This window comes from Hymenobacter terrenus (assembly GCF_000972495.1).
Classification (GTDB): Bacteria; Bacteroidota; Bacteroidia; order Cytophagales; family Hymenobacteraceae; genus Hymenobacter; species Hymenobacter terrenus.
Window position 1 is genome coordinate 77111 of the sequence record NZ_LATM01000005.1, and the last position, 19507, is coordinate 96617.

17 protein-coding genes are annotated in these 19507 nt (G+C 55.5%); 6 read left to right on the forward strand and 11 right to left on the reverse strand.

Translation table 11 applies throughout. The annotated features are described in order from the left end of the window. Nucleotides 1–11 precede the first annotated feature (11 nt). From WX88_RS09640 to WX88_RS09655, 4 genes are all read left to right on the forward strand, one after another. Nucleotides 12–1622, forward strand: coding sequence for a protein adenylyltransferase SelO (locus tag WX88_RS09640; RefSeq protein ID WP_046244156.1), 1611 nt, complete (start codon nt 12–14; stop codon nt 1620–1622). A 137-nt stretch (nt 1623–1759) separates the two neighbouring features. Then, entirely contained in the window at nt 1760–2197 is a 438-nt protein-coding gene (locus tag WX88_RS09645; RefSeq protein ID WP_156176041.1) for a hypothetical protein, read from the forward strand. Continuing rightward, entirely contained in the window at nt 2194–2412 is a 219-nt protein-coding gene (locus WX88_RS09650; protein WP_046244158.1) for a hypothetical protein, read from the forward strand. Before WX88_RS09645 ends, WX88_RS09650 begins: the two co-directional genes overlap by 4 nt. Beyond that, nucleotides 2409–2900, forward strand: coding sequence for a DUF2243 domain-containing protein (locus WX88_RS09655; RefSeq protein WP_046244159.1), 492 nt, complete (start codon nt 2409–2411; stop codon nt 2898–2900). The genes WX88_RS09650 and WX88_RS09655 overlap by 4 nt, the downstream gene beginning before the upstream one ends. A 30-nt stretch (nt 2901–2930) precedes the next feature. Here WX88_RS09655 and WX88_RS09660 read toward each other — a convergent pair whose 3' ends face one another. The 11 genes from WX88_RS09660 to WX88_RS09710 form a co-directional block, all read right to left on the reverse strand. Continuing rightward, on the reverse strand, nt 2931–3893 hold the full coding sequence (locus WX88_RS09660; protein WP_046244160.1) for a phosphatase PAP2 family protein: 963 nt from the start codon (nt 3891–3893) through the stop codon (nt 2931–2933). A gap of 67 nt (nt 3894–3960) precedes the next feature. Continuing rightward, nucleotides 3961–5250: a DUF4833 domain-containing protein gene (locus WX88_RS09665; protein WP_046244161.1), complete on the reverse strand. Its 1290-nt coding sequence runs from the start codon at nt 5248–5250 to the stop codon at nt 3961–3963. Between the two features lie 21 nt (nt 5251–5271). After that, a complete protein-coding gene (locus WX88_RS09670; RefSeq protein ID WP_046244162.1) occupies nt 5272–7872 on the reverse strand; it encodes a DUF5686 and carboxypeptidase-like regulatory domain-containing protein in 2601 nt (866 codons plus the stop codon). After that, complete coding sequence (locus WX88_RS09675; RefSeq protein ID WP_046244163.1) at nt 7869–8252, reverse strand: GtrA family protein; 384 nt, start codon at nt 8250–8252, stop codon at nt 7869–7871. The genes WX88_RS09670 and WX88_RS09675 overlap by 4 nt, the downstream gene beginning before the upstream one ends. Nucleotides 8253–8331: 79 nt before the next feature. After that, nucleotides 8332–8781 (reverse strand): phosphatidylglycerophosphatase A family protein, encoded by a 450-nt coding sequence (locus tag WX88_RS09680; RefSeq protein ID WP_046244164.1) that lies wholly within the window; start codon nt 8779–8781, stop codon nt 8332–8334. Between the two features lie 11 nt (nt 8782–8792). Further along, on the reverse strand, nt 8793–10130 hold the full coding sequence (locus WX88_RS09685; protein ID WP_046244165.1) for an inositol-3-phosphate synthase: 1338 nt from the start codon (nt 10128–10130) through the stop codon (nt 8793–8795). A gap of 406 nt (nt 10131–10536) precedes the next feature. Continuing rightward, nucleotides 10537–11103, reverse strand: a complete 567-nt coding sequence (locus WX88_RS09690; protein ID WP_046244166.1) for a class I SAM-dependent methyltransferase — start codon at nt 11101–11103, stop codon at nt 10537–10539. Nucleotides 11104–11373: 270 nt separating this feature from the next. Further along, nucleotides 11374–13506: a prolyl oligopeptidase family serine peptidase gene (locus WX88_RS09695; RefSeq protein WP_052732559.1), complete on the reverse strand. Its 2133-nt coding sequence runs from the start codon at nt 13504–13506 to the stop codon at nt 11374–11376. 200 nt (nt 13507–13706) lie between these two features. Continuing rightward, the gene (locus tag WX88_RS09700; RefSeq protein WP_046244168.1) at nt 13707–14090 is read right to left on the reverse strand and encodes an NUDIX hydrolase; all 384 of its coding nucleotides are present in this window, start codon (nt 14088–14090) and stop codon (nt 13707–13709) included. A 170-nt stretch (nt 14091–14260) separates the two neighbouring features. Further along, entirely contained in the window at nt 14261–15598 is a 1338-nt protein-coding gene (locus WX88_RS09705; protein WP_046244265.1) for a PQQ-dependent sugar dehydrogenase, read from the reverse strand. Nucleotides 15599–15813: 215 nt separating this feature from the next. Further along, nucleotides 15814–18276 (reverse strand): S9 family peptidase, encoded by a 2463-nt coding sequence (locus WX88_RS09710; RefSeq protein ID WP_046244169.1) that lies wholly within the window; start codon nt 18274–18276, stop codon nt 15814–15816. A gap of 218 nt (nt 18277–18494) precedes the next feature. On the opposite strand from WX88_RS09710, the gene WX88_RS29960 reads away from it, so the two are divergent. Together WX88_RS29960 and WX88_RS09715 are read left to right on the forward strand one after the other, a co-directional pair. After that, nucleotides 18495–18665 carry a hypothetical protein gene (locus tag WX88_RS29960; protein ID WP_156176043.1) on the forward strand — a complete coding sequence of 57 codons (171 nt, stop codon included), beginning with the start codon at nt 18495–18497 and terminating at the stop codon, nt 18663–18665. A gap of 26 nt (nt 18666–18691) precedes the next feature. Then, the gene (locus tag WX88_RS09715) at nt 18692–19411 is read left to right on the forward strand and encodes a DUF72 domain-containing protein (RefSeq protein WP_046244170.1); all 720 of its coding nucleotides are present in this window, start codon (nt 18692–18694) and stop codon (nt 19409–19411) included. Nucleotides 19412–19507: the final 96 nt, after the last annotated feature.

Sequence of the window (19507 nt, forward strand, 5' to 3'; positions counted from 1 at the left end):
TGATACTCCCAATGAATAGTGCTGCTATGAATGAACTACCGCTTGACCAGGCCACCTTTGAAAATCCTTTTGTAGATGAGCTCCGCGGCGAAATATCCGGCAACAAAGGGTCGCGGCAGGTACCGGGCTACTGCTACTCGCTGGTGAAGCCTACGCCCGTGCAAGACCCACACTTGCTGGCGTGGTCCGACGAATTAGGCGACTTTTTAGGCCTGGCGAAGCCCCCCGAGCGCGGCCCGGCGGTGGATGCGCTGGCCGGCAACCTCGTTACCGGCAGCATGAAACCTTTCGCAGCGCGCTATGGCGGGCACCAGTTTGGCAACTGGGCCGGGCAGCTCGGCGATGGCCGGGCCATTTCCCTAGGCCAGGTGGCAGCGGTAGACGGCTCGCGCTGGGAAATCCAGCTAAAGGGCGCCGGCCCCACCCCCTACTCGCGGCGCGCCGATGGCCGGGCGGTGTTGCGCTCCTCGCTCCGGGAGTTTGTGTGCAGCGAGGCCATGCACTACCTGGGCGTGCCCACCACCCGCGCCCTGAGCCTGGTGGGTACTGGCGATGCCGTGGTCCGCGACATGTTCTACAACGGCAACCCCCAGGCCGAGCCGGGGGCCATCGTGGCGCGGGTGGCCCCCACGTTTATTAGATTCGGCAACTTCCAGATAATGACGGCCAATGGCGAGCTGGACAACCTGCGCGCGCTGGCTGACTACGTCATTCGTCACCACTACCCAGAGCTAGGCGCGCCGTCGCCGGAGGTGTACGTGCGCTGGTTTGAGGAAGTGAGCCGCCGTACCGCCGTGATGATTGCGCACTGGATGGCGGTGGGGTTCGTGCACGGCGTGATGAACACCGACAATATGTCCATCCTCGGGCTCACCATCGACTACGGCCCCTACGGCTGGCTGGAACCATACGACCCCGACTGGACGCCCAATACCACCGATTTCGGCTCCCGGCGCTACGCTTTTGGGCAGCAGCCGCGGGTGGCAATGTGGAACCTCATGGCCCTGGCCCAGGCTCTGTCGCCGCTGCTGCCCGATGCCGAGGTGCTGCGCAATGGCCTCGACGAGTACGCCACTACGCTGGCTACCACTCAGCACACCCTGATGCTGCGCAAGCTGGGCCTCACGCCCCTGCACCCCGATGAGGACCGCGCCCTGACTGAAGACTTGCCTCAAGCCCTTGCCGAGCCGGAAGTAGACATGACGCTCTTCTTCCGCCAGCTTTCCCACCTGGCCCCGGCCCTGCTAGCCGCCTCGGATAATGAAGATGGTTTATTTGACGAGCTGATTACCGCCGCAGCCTATTCCGTAGCCCCCGACGAAGACCGGAACGTGCGCCAATGGCTGCATCGGTACACGGCCCGCCTCCGCCAGGAACCGGATAGCGGCGAGGCCATCCGGGAGCGCATGCTACGAGCTAATCCGAAGTATGTGCTGCGGAATTACCTCGCGCAGCAAGCCATCGAGCGGGCCGAGGCCGGCGACCTTTCCACCCTGGAAACGCTGATGCACGTGCTCAAAACGCCATTTGACGAACACCCCGAATACCACGAGCTAGCCGCCAAACGCCCCGACTGGGCCCGCGACAAACCGGGCTGTGCCACGCTCTCATGCAGCTCGTAGCGTGGGCCTTGGGAGTCAGTGCCTGGTAGACTTCGCACGCAGATTTCCAAAACTCAAGTTACGGCGAATCGTAGAAAACCACTCCTACAGCCCAGCTTGTGAGAAACTTAGCTGTAAGAGGTGGCGTAGGATGGAAAATGTCACTGCTTCCTTCCGCAGCCAGGAGTCCTGCGCTCTCGCAACCCCAGCGCGCCGCACCGCCGCACCGCCCCACTGACCTCATCTCCCCGCAGGCCCACGCCTGGATTGATATCGTCGCCTTTCCGGTAATGCTAGGACTAGCCGTCTGGGCGGCGCGACGCAGCAAGCGGGCCGCCACCATCATCCTGGCCAATGCCTTGGGCGAGGGCAGTAGTGCTGCCATTACCAGGTTTCCGGCCGGGCTGTTTCCACTCATCAGCTTTCGGTCGCATGTGCGCATTGGGCAAGTAGGCGGGCCAGTATTTCTGGCCTTGGGCTGCCTCGTGCCCCGCATGCCGCAGCCCGAACGTAGCGTTCTTATTTTTCTGGGGCTCTTGCCAGTAATTATCAACGGTCTGAGTGACATCTCCAGGCAATCAAGCCACACCGAATGAAATACTTAACCTCATTGCTCCTATTACTGCTGACCTCCCCTGCCGCCTGGGCCTGCACTGTGTGCCGCCCCCGGGTACAAGCCGGCATTCACAACGACGCCTACACGGCCAACCTGCTGCTGATATTACTGCCGGTGGCAGTGCTGTTGCTCGCGGGGCTGGGGTTGTTTTTCGCGGCTGATATCCGTCACCGCTTCACGTTGCGCCACGCATGAGTCCTATCACTTCCCCGCGCCCCACACGTGCGCCACTTATTGCCGCCGGCCTGCTGCTGGGCGCGGGCCTGGGTGGCTTCGTCGATGGCATTGTACTGCACCAGATATTTCAGTGGCACAACATGCTATCGAACCAGCTACCGCCTGATACACTGGTGCGAGCCAAAGTAAATATGTATTGGGACGGCATGTTTCACGCTGCCGTGTGGGTGCTCACGGCGGTGGGCTTGGGCATGCTCTGGTCCGCTACTGGCCGCCCCGAAGTACCGCACTCGGGCCGCACGTTACTGGGCGGGCTCTTGCTCGGCTGGGGCTTGTTCAACGTAGTGGAAGGCATTATCGACCACCAGCTGCTGGGGCTGCATCACGTGTATGAGTATGCCACCAACAAGCAACCTGCCGACCTGGCCTTTCTCGGTTTTGGCGGGTTGCTACTACTCAGCGGCTGGGCCTTGGTACGCGCTGGCCGCACCCGCCGCCTCACCTAAAAAGTGAAGCGGAGCCGATAGATTATCGGGCTAATTCTTTGAATCAGCTGGCGCCGTTGCCAGCAGGAAATATTCGATAAACCGGTTGAAAGTCGCGCTTCTGCTAACCAGCAGGCGAAAAATAAAAATACCAGTCAGGGCAATTGAAATACCGGCCAGCACATCTAGGATATAATGGTGGCTATTGTAAACCGCAGCAAACCAAATGCCTATCATGATTATAAAGAAGAACACGTTGAAAAGGCCCGACCGGTTCTTCACGGCGTAGAACAGCACGATTACGGGATAGGCCGAATGCAGCGAGGGCATGGCGGCGAAGATATTCGAGTTCTTCGCGTAGATAGATTTGAAAATACCCACCCCAAAGAAGCTATCAAACTTCGCCAGTCCAGCCGTGCTACCCATTGTCAATGGTTGAAACTCGAACCCGTGCTGCTGCACATACCACGGGGGCGCCGCCGGGTGCAGGTAATAAACGACAAAGCCTAATAGGTTTACCAGTAGGAATGTCAACGAAAATTCGAAAAAGAGCCGACGGTTTTTAAAGAATAAATACCCGGCGAATGCCAGGGGAATTGGTACCCAGGACAAATAGAAAATACCGGACATTACATCCAGCACAGAATTACCATTAAGCAACCAGAACTCGTTAGGTGTAAGAATTTTGCCTTGGTATTCAACACCGAATAAACTCTTTTCCGTAGCGTAAAGCTGCGCGATATCTACTGCTCGGTACATGTAGTTTGGGAAGGCCTTCATGTAATCATAAAGAACCCAATACACAACGAATATGGAAAAGCCCGTGATGAACCGCCGAGTTGTTTCCGACAGATAATAGCAGGCGTTGCAGAGGCCGATTAACACGAGCTGCTCGGACCGAAAACCTATTAGAACGTAAGAAAACAATAGGTACGCCAACGACAGCGCAGGCACAAGCCAACTGCCTTTCCTGGCGGTCAGCCCTACGCTAGGGCCTGATGATGAGTCAATCATGAATATTTTTGATGGCTGCCAAGGTTCTGGCTGCGCCATTTAACTACTTCGTCTTCCCGCCGCTCAACTACACGCTTACCCGCTCTACTACTGGCTCACGGCTTGCGGCGTTCCAGCCTTTAAATTCAATGTATTTGACATTGGGTACCCAGAAGGTCCCTCCTTCAATGCGCAGGTAAACGCGCGTCAACACAATTTGCTTGCTGGCAATAGTGGTATAAACGTGGAAGGCATTATCGGCCGGAGACTTCATGAGAAAGAAGCGGACCTTATTGTAGGCGGCAAATTTCAATTCATATTTATCCGTTGCCAGTTTTTTAGCGCTCAGGCCGTAGGCAAACTTGCGCTGAATAAAACTCAATTCCTTGCGCTCACCTTGCTCGGTGTAGCGTATCCAGAACACCCGCACTGGTTCATCTTCGTCGAGCTTACCAGCCCCGTTCAGGTTCAACTGGTATATCACCGTATTAATATTTGGGTCGCGCTGCAGATAGAATAACTGGTTAGAAATACCAGTGGGCACCGGAAACACGATTCCAGGTTGCGGCATTGCATTAGCCAGGGGGAGGTTGCTGAAGAGCAGTCCAATTGCCAATAGAGCAGCCGCTGCCGACACCATCTTGTCTGACGAAACGGGCTGCTTCGCCACTTGGGCTTTCACTTCCAGCCCCTTCTTCGCTTCCAGAAGACGAGAAATGGCGGTGATATTTGACAATACGGCCAATACTGTAATTGGAAACGTGAAAATAGACATCGTCTCAAACACGTGGAAGGGCACGCCGGGCACGAATAGCTTATAGTCACCGCCTAGAAAAGCGGAGCTAATGCCACAGGCTAATGCGCTCACGCCCAGCAATACTACCCGCTCTGGGCGCTGCATTAATCCGCCTTTGCACTCGATGCCCAGCCCCTCGGCCCGCGCCCGGGTGTAGCTGACCATCATTGAGCCAATGAGGGCAATAAACGCAAACAGCGAGCTGAGGAAATAGTGGTGCGCGACTAAGTAGTAGCAGATGCCCAGAAAAGTAAATAGCTCACTGTAGCGGTCCAGCACCGAATCGAATAGCGCGCCGTAGTCACTCTTCATATTGCCGAGCCGCGCTACCTGGCCATCGAGCATGTCGAACAAGCCGGCAAATAGAATCAGGGCCCCGCCCCAGCCCACGTAGCGCAGGTCGCCACGGTTGCCATCTTCGCCACCAACGATAAAAAGAGCGGCCACGCCGATGTTTAGTAGCAACCCGGTTAGGGTGACGCCATTAGGCGTGAAACCAACCTTAATCAATAACCTTACAAAAGGATTTATAACCTTATAAATGCCCTGCTGGAGGGCATCACGGAGCGGTGCGAAGTTCATGAGATACTTGGCGGATAACGGTTAAAAATCAATCTTAAATCGGCCTCGTAGTCCCCATTCCGCGACGTTCGGATTATTTAAGTAAGTGAGTCGCTTAACCACATCTATTCGAAACAGTTTGAAGATATTGGCCACTCCCACGCTAGCTTCGCCGTAGGGCTCCCGGCCCAGGGCAAACGTAGTCGGCCTCCCTTGACCATCGCGCAGAAACTGGTAAAGTGCCGGCTGAACAGACGGGTTATTTTCCTCTCGAATGCCGCCGTACAATAGCTTGATGGATGCTACTTCACGCAGCTTCAGGCGCTTGATGAGAGGGAGTTTATTAAAGAAAAATCCCATAAAATTATGGTCAACAAAAAGGCTGGTATAATGGTCACTGGAAAACTCCAGAAAATTCATCAGGTTGTAAGAATTAAGCTGGTATGAATACGTTTGGTTGGCCCGGTGAACGGCTAAGAGCGGGAAGGGAACCTGTCCGGAAATATAGCCTCCTTCAACCATCATATCGGAATGGCCCAGTTGCGAAAGATAAAACCGCTTCGCGATATTGAGCGAGAGGTTCTGATAGTCGTACTGTCCATCGAGCAGGTCTTTAATGCCAGTGGTGATTCGGGCCGTAATGATAGGGTTGGGCCCAATAATCGGCACACGGTAGAGCTTGCCTTGGTAAAACTTTTCATTGGGTGACCAGCGCAGTAAAAGCGTCAGCTCTGTGGTATTCAAAGCCGTAATATTATTACCAGCTCCAATATCTTCGCCGTTTTCGTTTTTCTCGCTATTCCGGAAATAGAGGCCCCCAGCCGGCATCTGCTGCCACTTTTTAAAGCCCAGCGTGTAGGAAAAGTGGTTGCTGAATTCGTGTACATAATCGAGTCGATACACGTCGTTGTACAACCATTTATCATTAACGCCGCGCTTAAACGACAGCAGGAAATTATCTTCCTGTACAAACTCTAGTTCCTGCCCCGGAATTTTAGTATCACGCTGAAAGCTGGCGCGAACAAAGTTCTGCGGGAAACTATAGACCGATTTATTATTGAGCGAATACGTAGAACTGAGGAAGTACTTCCACTTTTCGTCTTTGAAACCGTAAGCCGTATACGTCTCAAAATAAATACGCTTGCTTAGCTCGGGGGTAGTCCGCCCGCCTACCCGCAGCCGAAAACCTTCGACTGGGTTGAAACTGTAAAACGTGTTGGAGGGGCCTATTTCGACCGGACCGAAACCTTTGTACCCCGATAGCACAAAAGTGAACAGGTCCAGCGTCCGCCGGAAGGACTTAATAGTTTGAAGCGTGTCGACGTTCTTATAAATAGCTTTTTCGATTCGACTGAGGCTATCGGGACGGTTCTTTTGCCAGAACGTCGCATCTCTATTGGCCACACTATCCGGGACTACTTCCACTTGCGCAGGGCCATTATAGAAAGCAGCGGGCCGGGGATTATTAATCTGGTAATTAGTAAACGATACCGTTCGTTCGCCATAAAAGCCAGAGCCTTTATTTTGAGAAATACCAAAATCAATGGCCAGGCTGCTTTTGCTCAAATGGTAGCGCTTATCCGGATTTTCGGCAAAGGCCAAGCGGGCATCCAAGCTCTTAACAAAATTGAGGTTGATGCGCTTGTCGACCGATAAATTGACTTGCTGCACCGCGTAATTCCCGTCGAGCGTGATGTAGAGCTTACCCCTAAAGAGCATGTCGCCCTTATTGCGAGGCGAAAAGCTCAGCTCAATTAGCCGCGGTGTGTTTTGCTTAAGAGTATCGGTAATGAAGTATTGGTAGAAAGTTGGGGCATTATTGGCAATGGGGCTTAGTAATTGATTTCCTAAAAGTGAGACATTATTGGCGTAGATATCAACATCCTGATACATTCTATTGAAATAGGAACTCAGGCCCTCGTTATCAATAAAATTTTTGTCAAACTGCACTTGCTTCGTGCCGAGAGGTATTATTTTTCTCTTTTCCGGAGTTTTGCGGTAATATTCTTTCGCCAGTTTCTCCTCTATGTAGATAGGCAATATATTCACGCCGCCCGCTGCGGTGGAATCCTGCTTGGTAAATAGAAACTGATAGTTACGAAATATCTTTTTATTCTTAAATTTTTCAGATAAATTACTAAACGAGAAAGCCATTTTCTCGTACTTATCATACTCCACATAGTCATAGCTTTCCGGCCGGTTCTGCGCCTTGTTCTCGATAACCTTGCGGATGAGTTCGACGGCCGGATTGTCTTTGTTCTTGTAGCGTGGCAGTTTATCACCTTTCACCACTACCTCATTCAGCAAAGCGGCGCTCGCTGCCAGCTGAACATTAATCTCCTGTTGCAGCACGCCCGATACAATCGTCTTCGTGACGGTACGATAGCCCAAATAGCTGAACACAATCGACGTGTTGCCCGCCGGTATGCGGAGGGAGTAATGCCCGTTCTCGTCAGTATTGACGCCGATGGCGGCTTGCGGAACCGCAACGCTGACGAATGGAAGCTTTTCCCTCGTTTTAGCGTCTATCACCACCCCTTCTACGGTGGTAGTCTGAGCAATGGCCGCTAACGGCATCCCCAGCAACACCAGTAGAAAATATACTACCGTTGGGTAGTAGTGCCTTTTAGGCAGACTTTTCATGATTTCTTAAATACAAAATGCAGTTGCAGAAAGTAGTTGAATCCGATGCCAACCAGCAGGGAAACTACTATTTTGCTGTACACGTAATTGGCATGCAGTACCTGGGTAAACAAGTAAATTCCAGTAGCGTTCAAGAGCATACTGCCCAGCCATACCAAAAAATACTTCCCTCCCTGCAGCGGGGCATTCTGCTGCGAGGCGTCAAAAACGAGGTACCGGCCGAGACAAAAGTTGGTGATGCCGCCAGCTATATTGCCCAAGACGGTAGCTGCCAGGTACCAGCTGTGCAGCACTTCCACGCAGCCAATGGTAACCAGGAAGTCAACTGCGGTACCTGCCAGGGAAGCCGCTTGCGCTTTAACAAGTCGAGAATAGCGCACTTAAGTTGTTACTAGTTTCAAGTAGCTCTTGTCAGTCAGCATACTTTAAGCGCCACAGCTGACAACAACCAACTGACAGCTAAAAAAGATTGAGGTAGATACTTACTTGCAGCAGGATGTTGGCATAAACCCCGGCCAGCACGTCATCCATCATGACGCCAACTCCGCCGGGCAGCTTCTCCATTGATTTGATATACAATGGCTTTGCTATATCAAAAAACCGAAAAAGGACGAGCCCAGCCAGCAAGTGGGGGCCCGTAATTGGAACCAACAGCATGCTAATCCACATGCCGGCTACTTCGTCAATTACCACGCGGTAACTGTCTTTCCCCCACAGCGGCTCAACTTGCTGGGCCGCCAGGGTGCCCAAGGCCAGCAGGCCCGCGGTGAGCAGGCCTGCTGGAACAATATGCACGGTAACGCCGCTGGTGCGGGCCAGATACAAGGCCAGGCAACAGGCAACGGCCGCCACCGTGCCCCCTCCTTTCACGTACCCGATTCCCGATACTGAGGCTATTACCTTAAACATGGGACGCTTTCTTAGAAAGCTTCGGTCGCATCCTGGTACTCGTCGGGAACCGAGTCGGTAATGGGTTCTTCGCCCATGATTTGACGCAGCGTATTATGCAACGTCACCAACTGCTTGAAAATGTCATGTTCGGGCCGCAGGCCGGGAGGGGTTTGCGGTGATTTCAGGTAGAAGGATAGCCACTCCTGGATGCCGCTCATGCCCGCCCGCTTAGCTAAGTCGATGAACAAGGCTAAGTCTAGCACCAGCGGCGCCGCCAAGATGGAATCGCGGCAGAGGAAATTGATTTTAATCTGCATCTGGTAGCCCAGCCAGCCAAAGATGTCGATGTTATCCCAGCTCTCCTTATTGTCGCCGGCCGGCGGGTAGTAGTTGATACGCACCTTGTGGTACATGTCGCCGTACAGCTCGGGGTTGACTTCCGGGTGAAAAATATCCTCCAACACGCTGAGCTTCGACACTTCCTTGGTGCGAAAGTTATCGGGGTCGTCCAGCACCAAGCCGTCGCGGTTGCCCAGAATATTGGTAGAGAACCAGCCCTTCACCCCCAGCGCACGGGCGCTGAGGCCGGGTGCCAAGATGGTTTTCATCAGGGTTTGTCCCGTTTTGAAATCTTTACCGGCTACGGGCGTGCCCGTGAGTTGGGCCAACTCCAGCAGAGCGGGCACGTCGACGGTCAGGTTGGGAGCACCGTTCACGAACGGTACGCCTTCCTTTAGGGCGGCGTAGGCGTAAATCATGCTGGGCGCGATGTTGGAGGCGTTGCTCCGCAACCCTTCCTCAAAGCCGGCGAGCGTGCGATGCACCTCCGACATCTCGTGGTAAAGCTCCGTCGAGCCGCACCACACCATCACCAAGCGGCTGCAATCGCGCGTGGCCTTGAAGTTGCGGATGTCTTCAATCAGCTGCTCGGCCAGGTCGTACTTAGTGATGTAGGTCTTGACGTGGGTGCCGTCCAGATTCTTCACGTAGTGCTTATCGAACGCCGCTTTCATCGGTTTCAACGCTTCCAGCTCCGGCCGGATGGTATCGAGCAGGCGAACGTCGAGAACCTCCGCTTTCACGGCGGCCTGGTATACGTTGTCTTCGTACACATCCCAGCCGCCAAACTCAATATCCTCGAGGGGAGTCAGCGAGACGAAGTCTTTGATTTTGGGGTAGTTGTTCGCGGTGCGCTTACCAATGCGAATATTACCCATCTGGGTGAGTGAGCCAATGGGCTGCGAGCCCCCTTTCCGTACGGAAAGTACCCCCGCAATCAGAGTGGTCGCGACGGCCCCCATGCCGGGCAGCAAAATGCCTAGTTTACCTTCTGCAGGGGCAATTTGCCATGGTTGTTGTTGTTTCATGTGGTTTTCTTATCGATGCCCAGGTAAATGTATTTGTTGCAATCGGGCTTCGTTCAAGGCAACAAGCTTAGGGTAAATTCCAGGATACTTTTCCGTCTTCGGGGAGGGTATAACAGGTTCGGCACCTAATGTTTTTTTCATCTAGTTAAGCTTGTTTGACTGGGCGGCCCATCTCCCAGCCAAGACGACTTAACAATTCGATTACTTCATAACTTACTCGAAATTTTTCAGTTATTTCGAAAACAGGGTCGCAGTATACGGTTCCTTACCCGTAAATGGTTCTTCGGACACACTTTATAATGAAAATGATTTTCAGCACGTTGGTGCGTCAGGGCTTAAAGCCTGGCCGTCACACGTCACGGTGCTGTATCAGCCAAGCCCCACGTTCATTTTAAGACACCATTGGCTAGCTCAACGGCGCATAAACCAGCACGTGCGCGGGCGGCAGGTTCAGCAGTACATGCTCGCGACTAAGCAACCGAAAAAACTTCTCAAACAGCTTCGTATTTCGTAGCGAATACTGAAACAGAATGAGTGTGCCGACTGGTAGCAGCAATTGCTGGGTGTGCGCCAGAATGCGCCAGGCTTGCCGCCGGGGCAACGACGAAAACGGTAGGCCGCACACCACATAGTCGGCCCGAGGCGCATTCATAGCCTGCAAATACTGCCCAGTTTCATCTGCCGAACCATGAATGACGTGAACATTGGGCTGGCCCGAGTACCGTTCCCTCAGCAATTGGCTGAACCGGCGATTTACTTCAACCAGCACCACCACCGTCTCCGCCCTACGCCGCTGAATAATAATATCGGTAAAGACGCCCGTACCCGGCCCATACTCCACAATGCAGCGGGCCGTAGCAAAGTCAATGGGTTCCATTACCTTGTCGGTCAGCTCGCGGGAGCTGGGCACCAATGAGCCTACCGTGGCCGGGTTCCGGAAAAACTGTTCGACAAAAGAAGGGATGGGTAGCATGGTAGAGTGGCAATTGAGACTACAAATATCCTTCCTATAGCCTGCTTTTCGACCATATTCAGTCAAGGTATAGCCTGACTCCTGCATCAATAAGGATAAGCAGAGCAGCAACCAGCCCACATTGCTGAGATTATAGCGCCCCGTGTTCAAGTTATTTTTCAGGCGAAAAAGCCTGCTAGCGCTCTTTGGCACCAGCAGGCTTTTCAGGCTTGGCAAATCGACTGAGTTGGTATTCGGCGCAGGGCGGCGCTACCCGCACGGCGAACTGCGCTAGTTGTTCTGGTAGGGCGTCAGGCCCATGTTCTGGAACATGAAGGACCATTTATCGGTCTGCTCGCCGATGACCTGGGCGGTGGAGCGGCCGGCGCCGTGGCCAGCCTTGGTTTCGATGCGAATGAGTACCGGGGCCGGACCTTGCTGGGTTTCCTGCAGGCGCGAGGCGAACTTGAAAGAATGGGCGGGCACCACTCGGTCGTCATGGTCGGCGGTGGTGACCATGGTGGCGGGGTAGCTGGCGGGCTTCAGGGCGTGGTAGGGCGAGTACTTATAGAGGTAGTCGAACATCTCCTTGGAGTCTTCGGCGGTGCCATAGTCGTAGGCCCAGCCGGCGCCAGCCGTGAACTTATTGTAGCGCAACATGTCCATCACGCCCACGGCCGGGAACGCCACCTTGCACAGGTCGGGGCGCTGGGCCATGGTAGCACCCACCAGCAAGCCACCGTTGGAACCGCCCGAAATGGCGAGGTGGTCGGTATCGGTATACTTATTGGTTTTGAGGTACTCGGCAGCGGCAATGAAGTCGTCAAACACATTCTGTTTCTGAAGCTTGGTGCCGGCCAGGTGCCACTTTTCGCCGTACTCGCCACCGCCACGCAGATTGGGCACGGCGTAGATGCCGCCGTTTTCGAGCAGCACGATGTTGGCGGTGCTGAAGCCGGGCGTTATGCTGGCGTTGAAGCCGCCGTAGGCGTAGAGCAGCGTGGGGTTTTTACCGTTTAGTACCACTCCCTTCTTATAGGTGATAATCATCGGAATGCGGGTGCCATCCTTAGAGTTGTAGAACACCTGCTTCGACTCATACTTGGTGGGGTCGAACTGCACGCCGGACTTTTTATACACCGTCGATTTACCAGTGGCGATGTCGTACTTGAAAATAGTGGGCGGGTAGATGTAAGACGTGAAGGTGTAGTAGGTTTCCTTCTCCTCTTTCTTGGCGCCAAAGCCCCCGGCCGTGCCTACCGACGGCAACACAATGGCCCGCTCCTTCTTGCCGGCCATGTCGTACTGCTCAATCAGTGAAGTGGCGTCTTTCAGGTAATTAGCAAATATTTTGCCGCCGCCGGTCGATACATTCAGTACGTTTTGCGTTTCGGGAATGAGGTCTTTCCAGTTGGCGGGCTTGGGGTTGGCGGCGTCCACGGTCACCACCTTGTTGTTAGGCGCATTCAGGTTAGTGAAGATGTAAAGCTTGCTGCCCACATTGTCGAAAATATCAACGTTATTCTTCTCATTGTCTACCACCTGCACAATAGCGCTGCCAAGCTTGCTCAGGTCCTGGAAGTACAGCTCGTTGCCGGTAGTTGTGTTGGCTGCGGAGATGACGAGGAAGCGCTGGTCCTCCGTTAAGTAGGCGCCGATGTAGCGGCGGGGCGTTTTTTCTCCGCCAAAAATCAGCTTATCAGTGGCTTGTGGAGTACCCAGCTTATGATAGAACAGCTTGTGAAGCTGCGTCAGGCCAGCTAGCTGGCTACCGGCTTTGGGCTTGTCATAGCTGCTGTAGTAGAAACCATCGTTGCCTTTCCAGGCGAGGCCGGAGAACTTCACGTCCTTCAGCGTGTCGCCCACGATGGACTTGTCGGCTGTCCGCAGCACAATCACCTTGCGCCAATCGGAGCCGCCTTCCGAAATTTGGTAGGCGGCCAGGCTGCCGTCTTTGGTGAAGTTGATGCCCGCCAGCGATGTAGTGCCGTCTTTAGAGAAGCTGTTGGGGTCGAGAAACACTTCCGGGGCACCCGCGCCCACCTGCCGGTACAACACCGACTGGCTTTGCAGGCCAGTGTTCTTCGAAAAATACGTGTACTTGCCTTCTTTGAAGGGCGCGCTGTATTTCTCGTAATTCCACAGGGTTTCGAGGCGCTTACGCACGGTTTCGCGGAAGGGAATTTGAGTCAGGTAGCCTTGGGTCACCTTGTTTTCCTGCTGCACCCAGTCCTTGGTGTCGGGTGCCTGGTCATTTTCCAGCCAGCGGAACGGGTCGGCTACCTTGGTACCAAAGTAGGTCGTCACGGTGTCAACCTTCTTCGTCTGTGGGTAAGGCAGGGTTTTGATGGGGGCTTGAGCGTAAGCGGTGGCGCCCATCAACACAGCTGCTGACGCGACAGACGCGACATAAAAACTTCTCATGACTTGAAATTTAGTGAGCATTGTACTTTACCAAATGGCCATTTTTAGCCAGCATCGCGCTCCAACTGAGGGCCCTACAAGATACGGCGCAGCCGGGAAGCGACCATGGCATAATGGCAAAGGCAAATTTCTCGCTCGAAAGGTTGCGCCCGGCGCGGCAACAAGTTCAAGAGCAAATAGCTCTGCCCCTATTCGGCCAGCTAATCCGACTCTCTCAGCCAATCAAAAATCTGCTGATCCACGGGTGATACTTCAGCGCGGTGGCGGTAGGTGAGCCAAGCCACTTCTTCAATTTCCGCCGCCGGTTGCAGGTTGCCAGTATAATGCGCCTGGTAGCAGGTCATGCGCACCAATACACCTTCGGGATGCCCGTGCGCGGGACCACTGAACGTACCCATATGCACCAAGCTGGTCGGGTCCAGGTCCACGGTCAGTTCCTCTTTGATTTCACGCAGCAAGGTTTGCTGGTCGGTTTCGCCGAGCTCGCGCTTGCCGCCGGGGATGTAATAACAGTCTTTACCACGGCTACGGGTACTCAACAACCGCCTATCGAGCAGGTGTAACCAAGCTATTTTGTCAATCATTAATAAGTTTATCAGAACTTAAGCTACTGAAATTATTAACTGCAAATCAATGGTATTGCACAGGTAAAACAGCGACTCAGGCAGATCAAAAAAGGTGCTTTTTTAATCTGCCCGGTTTTCAAGCCTCAATTTACGTAAGCCACGATTTACAACGGTTTTCACAATCAATATTATCTATTCGCGCTCACCCGCCAGATTTTATCGGCCGCGTCGTCGGCTACCAACAGGGAGCCGTCGGGTAGTGTGGCGATGCCTACGGGGCGACCATAAGCGTCTTTGGAGTCGCCGCCGACCAGAAAACCAGTGAGGAAATCTTCAGACGGGCCGCTGGGCTTGCCATTGGCAAAGGGCACGAATACTACTTTATAGCCTGAGAAAGCTGTGCGGTTCCAAGAGCCGTGCTGAGTGATGAAGGCACCGCCGTGGTACTTGGTGGGGAAGGCAGTTTTATCATAAAAAGCGAGGCCCAATGAGGCGGTATGCGCGCCGAGGGGCACGTCGGGCACAATGGTTTTCTTCACCAAATCAGGCCGCTCGTTTTTGCGGCGGGGGTCCTCGTTGGGGCCGTAGTAAGCGTAGGGCCAGCCGTAGAAACCGCCCTCCCGCACGCTGGTGAGGTAGTCGGGCACCAGCTCGTCGCCCAACTCGTCGCGCTCGTTCACGGCCGTCCAGAGCGTGGTGGTACCAGGCGCCCAAGCCAGGCCTACGGGGTTGCGCAGGCCGCTGGCGTAGACTTTCTCGTCCGTACCGTCAGGGTTGATTTGGAGGATATTGGCCCGGCGTACTTCGTTTTCGGCACCGTGCTCCTGCACGTTGCTGCCGGAACCTACCGTTATATAAATCTTGGACCCATCAGTGTTCGGCAGCAGATTGCGGGTCCAATGATTGTTGTAGCCACCCTTGGGCAGGTTGAGGATGCGCTGGCCGGAGGCAGTAATTGTAGTGGCACCGGGCTGGTACGGGAAGCGCAGCATGCCGTCGGTATTGGCCACGTAAAAGTTGTTGCCCAATATCAGCATGCCGAAAGGCTGGCTCAGGTTGGCCAGAAATGTGGTACGGATGTCGGGTTTGCCATCCTTATTGGCGTCCTGAAACAAGGTAATGCGGTTGGCACTGCGCGAACGCAGCGAGCGGGACTTATCCAGTTTCAGCTCGGCGGCCACTTTCTTGGTCATCGTCATCGGGATGGTGCTTGCCTCGGCCACCAGCACGTCGCCGTTCGGGGCCACGTAAATCCAGCGTGGGCTCTCTAGTTGCCCGGCGTATTCGGTCACGCTGAAGCCGGCGGGCGCGGTGGGCGTTTTGCCGGCGGGCCAGGGCAAAATATCCACCCGCTTGGTCACCGATTTGGTGGCGTAAGGCGCGGGTAGGTTCACGACGTCGGCGGCCGGAGTAGTCACCGTCTGGGCTGGCAGCTTGGCGGCGGCTTCTTGTTTTTCTTGCTTGCTGGGGCCGCCGCAGGCGGCCAGCAGCGTCAGGCCCGCCCAAAAGAAGGTTCTGGAAAGCATCATCGAGTGTAACACGTTGAAATAAAACCGGCGACTTACTATAGCCGCCGGTCCACTGTTTTACTCGACCATACAATATTGGTTGCGGTTAATCGGTCGTGGTCCGAACTTGCAAAGTCCTCGCAGGCAGCTCAAGCAGTTGCACGAAAGTCACGCCGAAGCTAATATCATACAGGGCATTATACATTCACTGAATAGCATACCCGGACAATCAGCTAATTAGCGGGCTGGGGCGCAGGCGCCTTCACGTACTTATTCAGCCACGAATCCATTTCCCACAGCATATGGAGCAGGTTTTCGCGGGCGGCATAGCTATGGGCTTCAGCGGGCAGTACCACGTAGCGGGCAGTGGCACCCTGGCCTTTGAGGGCGGCGTAGTACCGCTCGCTCTGAATGGGAAATGTGCCGGAATTGTTGTCGGCCTCGCCGTGAATGAGAAGGATGGGCGTCTTGATTTTGTCGGCGAAGTTGAACGGCGACATGGCATTGTATACCTCCGGTGCCTGCCAGAACGTCCGCTCCTCCCCCTGAAAGCCGAATGGCGTGAGCGTGCGGTTGTAGGCACCGCTGCGGGCAATGCCGGCCTTGAATAAGCTGGAGTGTGAGAGCAGATTTGCCGTCATAAAGGCACCATAGCTGTGGCCCATCACGCCCACGCGGCCAGCGTCGACCACGCCCAGGCGGGCGCCCTCATCGATGGCAGCTTTGGCGCTGCTCACCAGCTGCTCGATGTAGGTATCGTTGGGCTCCTTGCTGCCCTCGCCCACAATTGGAATGCTGGCGTTGGCCAGCACGGCATAGCCCTGCGTCACCCAGAATACCGGCGAGGCCCAGTTCAGCCGGGTAAATGTGTAGGGTGAGCCGCTCACTTGCCCGGCGTTGTTTTTATCTTTGAACTCAACGGGGTAAGCCTCCATCAAAGTGGGCAGCGGGCCGTCGGTTTTCTTATAATCCTGGGGCAGATAAAGGTCCGCCGTGAGGTCAACGCCATCGGCGCGCTTGTACTTCAGAACCTGCTTTTTGAAGCTGCCACCAAAGGCTGCGTAGGGGTTAGGAAAGCGCGTAATCGCCGTTGGCTTGCCCTTTTTGCTGGCGTCGCGCAGGTAGTAGTTGGGGTTTTGGGTGAGCGACTCGCGGCGCGTGAGTAGCTGGCGGCGCTTGCCGGTGGCGTCGAGAATAGCCACTGGCACTTCGTAAAATGGCGCCTCAGAACGCCACCAACGGGTGGTTTTCCTGGTAGTCAAATCCAGCTCATCCACGAACGGCCGGTCGCCTTCGGGAGACGCCCCATCTCCTAGAAAATAGATGCTCTGGCCCGTGGGCCCACCAGTTAGCAGCACGAATTTACCCTGCGCGTTGCGGTGCTCATAAGGCGTGCCGAGCAGGTGGTAGGTGTCTTCCGACGAGCCATCGTAGAGCGCGGTGAGTGGCGCAGTAGGCGCGCTGGGGTTCAACTGCCAGGTGCTGAGGTGGCGGTCAGCCCAGCGGTAGCCGTCCACAAGCGCCAGCTTCTCATTGCCCCAGGTGAGACCCGCATAGCGCAGCGGCAGAGCCGCGAGTTCTTGCGCCGGACCGCTAAAAGGCGCGGGCAGGGTGTAAATCTTGTCCCGAGTGTCCGCCTTGACTTTGGGGTCGCCACCGTCCTGCGCTTCGACGTAGTAAATGGTAGCGGGTACATCGGCCCGCCAGGCATGGCTGCGCGGACCGGTGGGCACGGCGTCGAAATTGGTGGGCACGTTATCAGCAAGGGGCAGGTTGGCCACGGTTTTCACGGGTGCACCGGTAGCCAAATCGAGCACGTCGATTCGCTGCGAAAAGCTGCTGACTGGCAACGTATAGGAATAAGGCCGCTGGCGAACCCGGAGCAGCACGTACTTGCCATCGGGTGAGGGCGAATTGGTTTGAATCACGGCCGGCTGGCCCAGAGGCTGGGCGCTGCCGTCGACCAGGCTCACCTTCACTAGCTGCGAGGTTGCGTAATAGTCGAACAACCGCTCATCGGCGGGGTTTTTCAGCAAATCCTGGTAGGTGCGGGCGCCAGATTTTTTCCCGCCGCCACTTTCCTGCACCGCCGGGCCGGTGGGCGCGGCCGTGGCGGCGGGTGCAGTACCTCGGTTGGCCGGCACGGTGCGGGCCAATAGGGTCTTGCTATCCGATACCCATTCGAAGGAGGTACCAAAGGCCTCGTTCAAGGGAGTGGCCAGCAGGCGGCGGGCGGTGGCCGTGGCCACGTCGGCAACCCACAGCTCCACCCGGCCATCGGTGCCCGAACCGGGTGTGGTGAGGGCGAAGGCCATGGTTTTGTTATCCGGCGACCAGTTCACGCCGCTGATGCGGGCTTGCGCGGGAAGGCCTTTTACCTCGGTTTCGACCCCGTTGGGCAGCTTTTTGAGCTTGATGCCCACGGCGTAGCTTACCCGACTGGGGCCGTTGGTGCGCGGGTTGAAGCGCAGGCCGGCGAGGCGCAGTTCGGGCTGGGCCAGCTCGGCCACGGTAGGAAAATCCTGCACTTGCAGCAGGGCCATAATGCGGCCGTCAGACGACAGGCTGACGCGCGGCGTGGGTGGCGCCAACAGCAGGTCCTGAATGGCTTTGGGCGGCGTTTTATACTGGACATCCTGGGCTTGGGACACGGCGGCAGCAAGCAGAAGTGTGGCGGAAAGAAGCAGTTTTTTCATACGCGGGAATGCAAAGAGAACCGAAACGACAAGGTGCCGCAGCCGAAAGGTAACACTGTGGCTGGTGCATAGACATAGCTTCCTACTCAGTGTTGCAGCGCAGTGGTAACAGCCGCCCTATCATCAGCAGGGTGCCAGTGAGCCATCGGAGCAGCGCTTGGCTTGCGCATAGTTCAGCACTCTGGAACTGAGCGCAACTTGCTTACCGCTTTCAAAGCGTGCCCGAAACAGTCCTGACTTTACTGGCGCGTATCGTAGCAGAAGTCGAAGTCAAAGCCAACCAGCACGTGCGGCAAGTGTATTTGTACTTCAACAGCGGCATTGGCGCCATCGGGGTGGAGAATGCGTGGCCGATGCAGGAGTTGCCGGCCGGCGAGGCCCCAACGTAAGGCCTTAATTCATCGTTGGGGGAAACATGGCAACTTTCCATATCGGCTGCTCCGGCTACCACTACCGCCACTGGCGCGGCGCGTTTTACCCCGAGAAAATGCCCATGCGCCAGTGGTTTGAGTACTATAGCCAGCACTTCCGCACGCTAGAACTGAACGTGACTTTTTACCGGTTCCCCAAGCTCTCATTTCTGGAAAACTGGTACACCCTCAGTCCGCCCGATTTTCAGTTCGCGGTGAAAGCGCCCCAGCTCATTACGCATTATAAGCAGTTCAACAACGTGCAGCAATTATTGGGCGACTTTTACGACACCACCGGCCGCGGCCTGCTCGAAAAGCTGGGACCCGTTCTCTTCCAGCTGCCACCGCGCCTGGCCTACGACCCCGACCGCCTGACTCGCATCCTCGACTGCCTCGACCCGGCCTTTGCCAATGTGCTCGAATTCCGGCATCCCAGTTGGTGGCGCCCCGAGGTGTACGAGGCGCTCGCCCACCGCAACGTCGTCTTTTGCGGCCAAAGTCACCCGCAGCTGCCCGATGCTGTGGTGGCCACCGCGCCTGTGCTCTACTACCGCTTCCACGGCGTGCCCGACCTCTACCGCTCGCCTTATGAGGAAGGCTTTTTGCGCCGCGTGGCCGATGAGATTCGGGCCCAAACGGCCGTGCAGGAAGCGTATCTGTACTTTAATAATGACATCGACGCCTCGGCCATCGGCAACGCCCGGCAAATGCTAGCTTTGGTGTGATTCCTGTCGTGCCCAAAGTTTGCCCTCAAATTGTCCCCCAAAGTGGCGCGGAGCCTTCGCTCCGCGTTGGACGGTACTATTGCTACGTTGGGCACT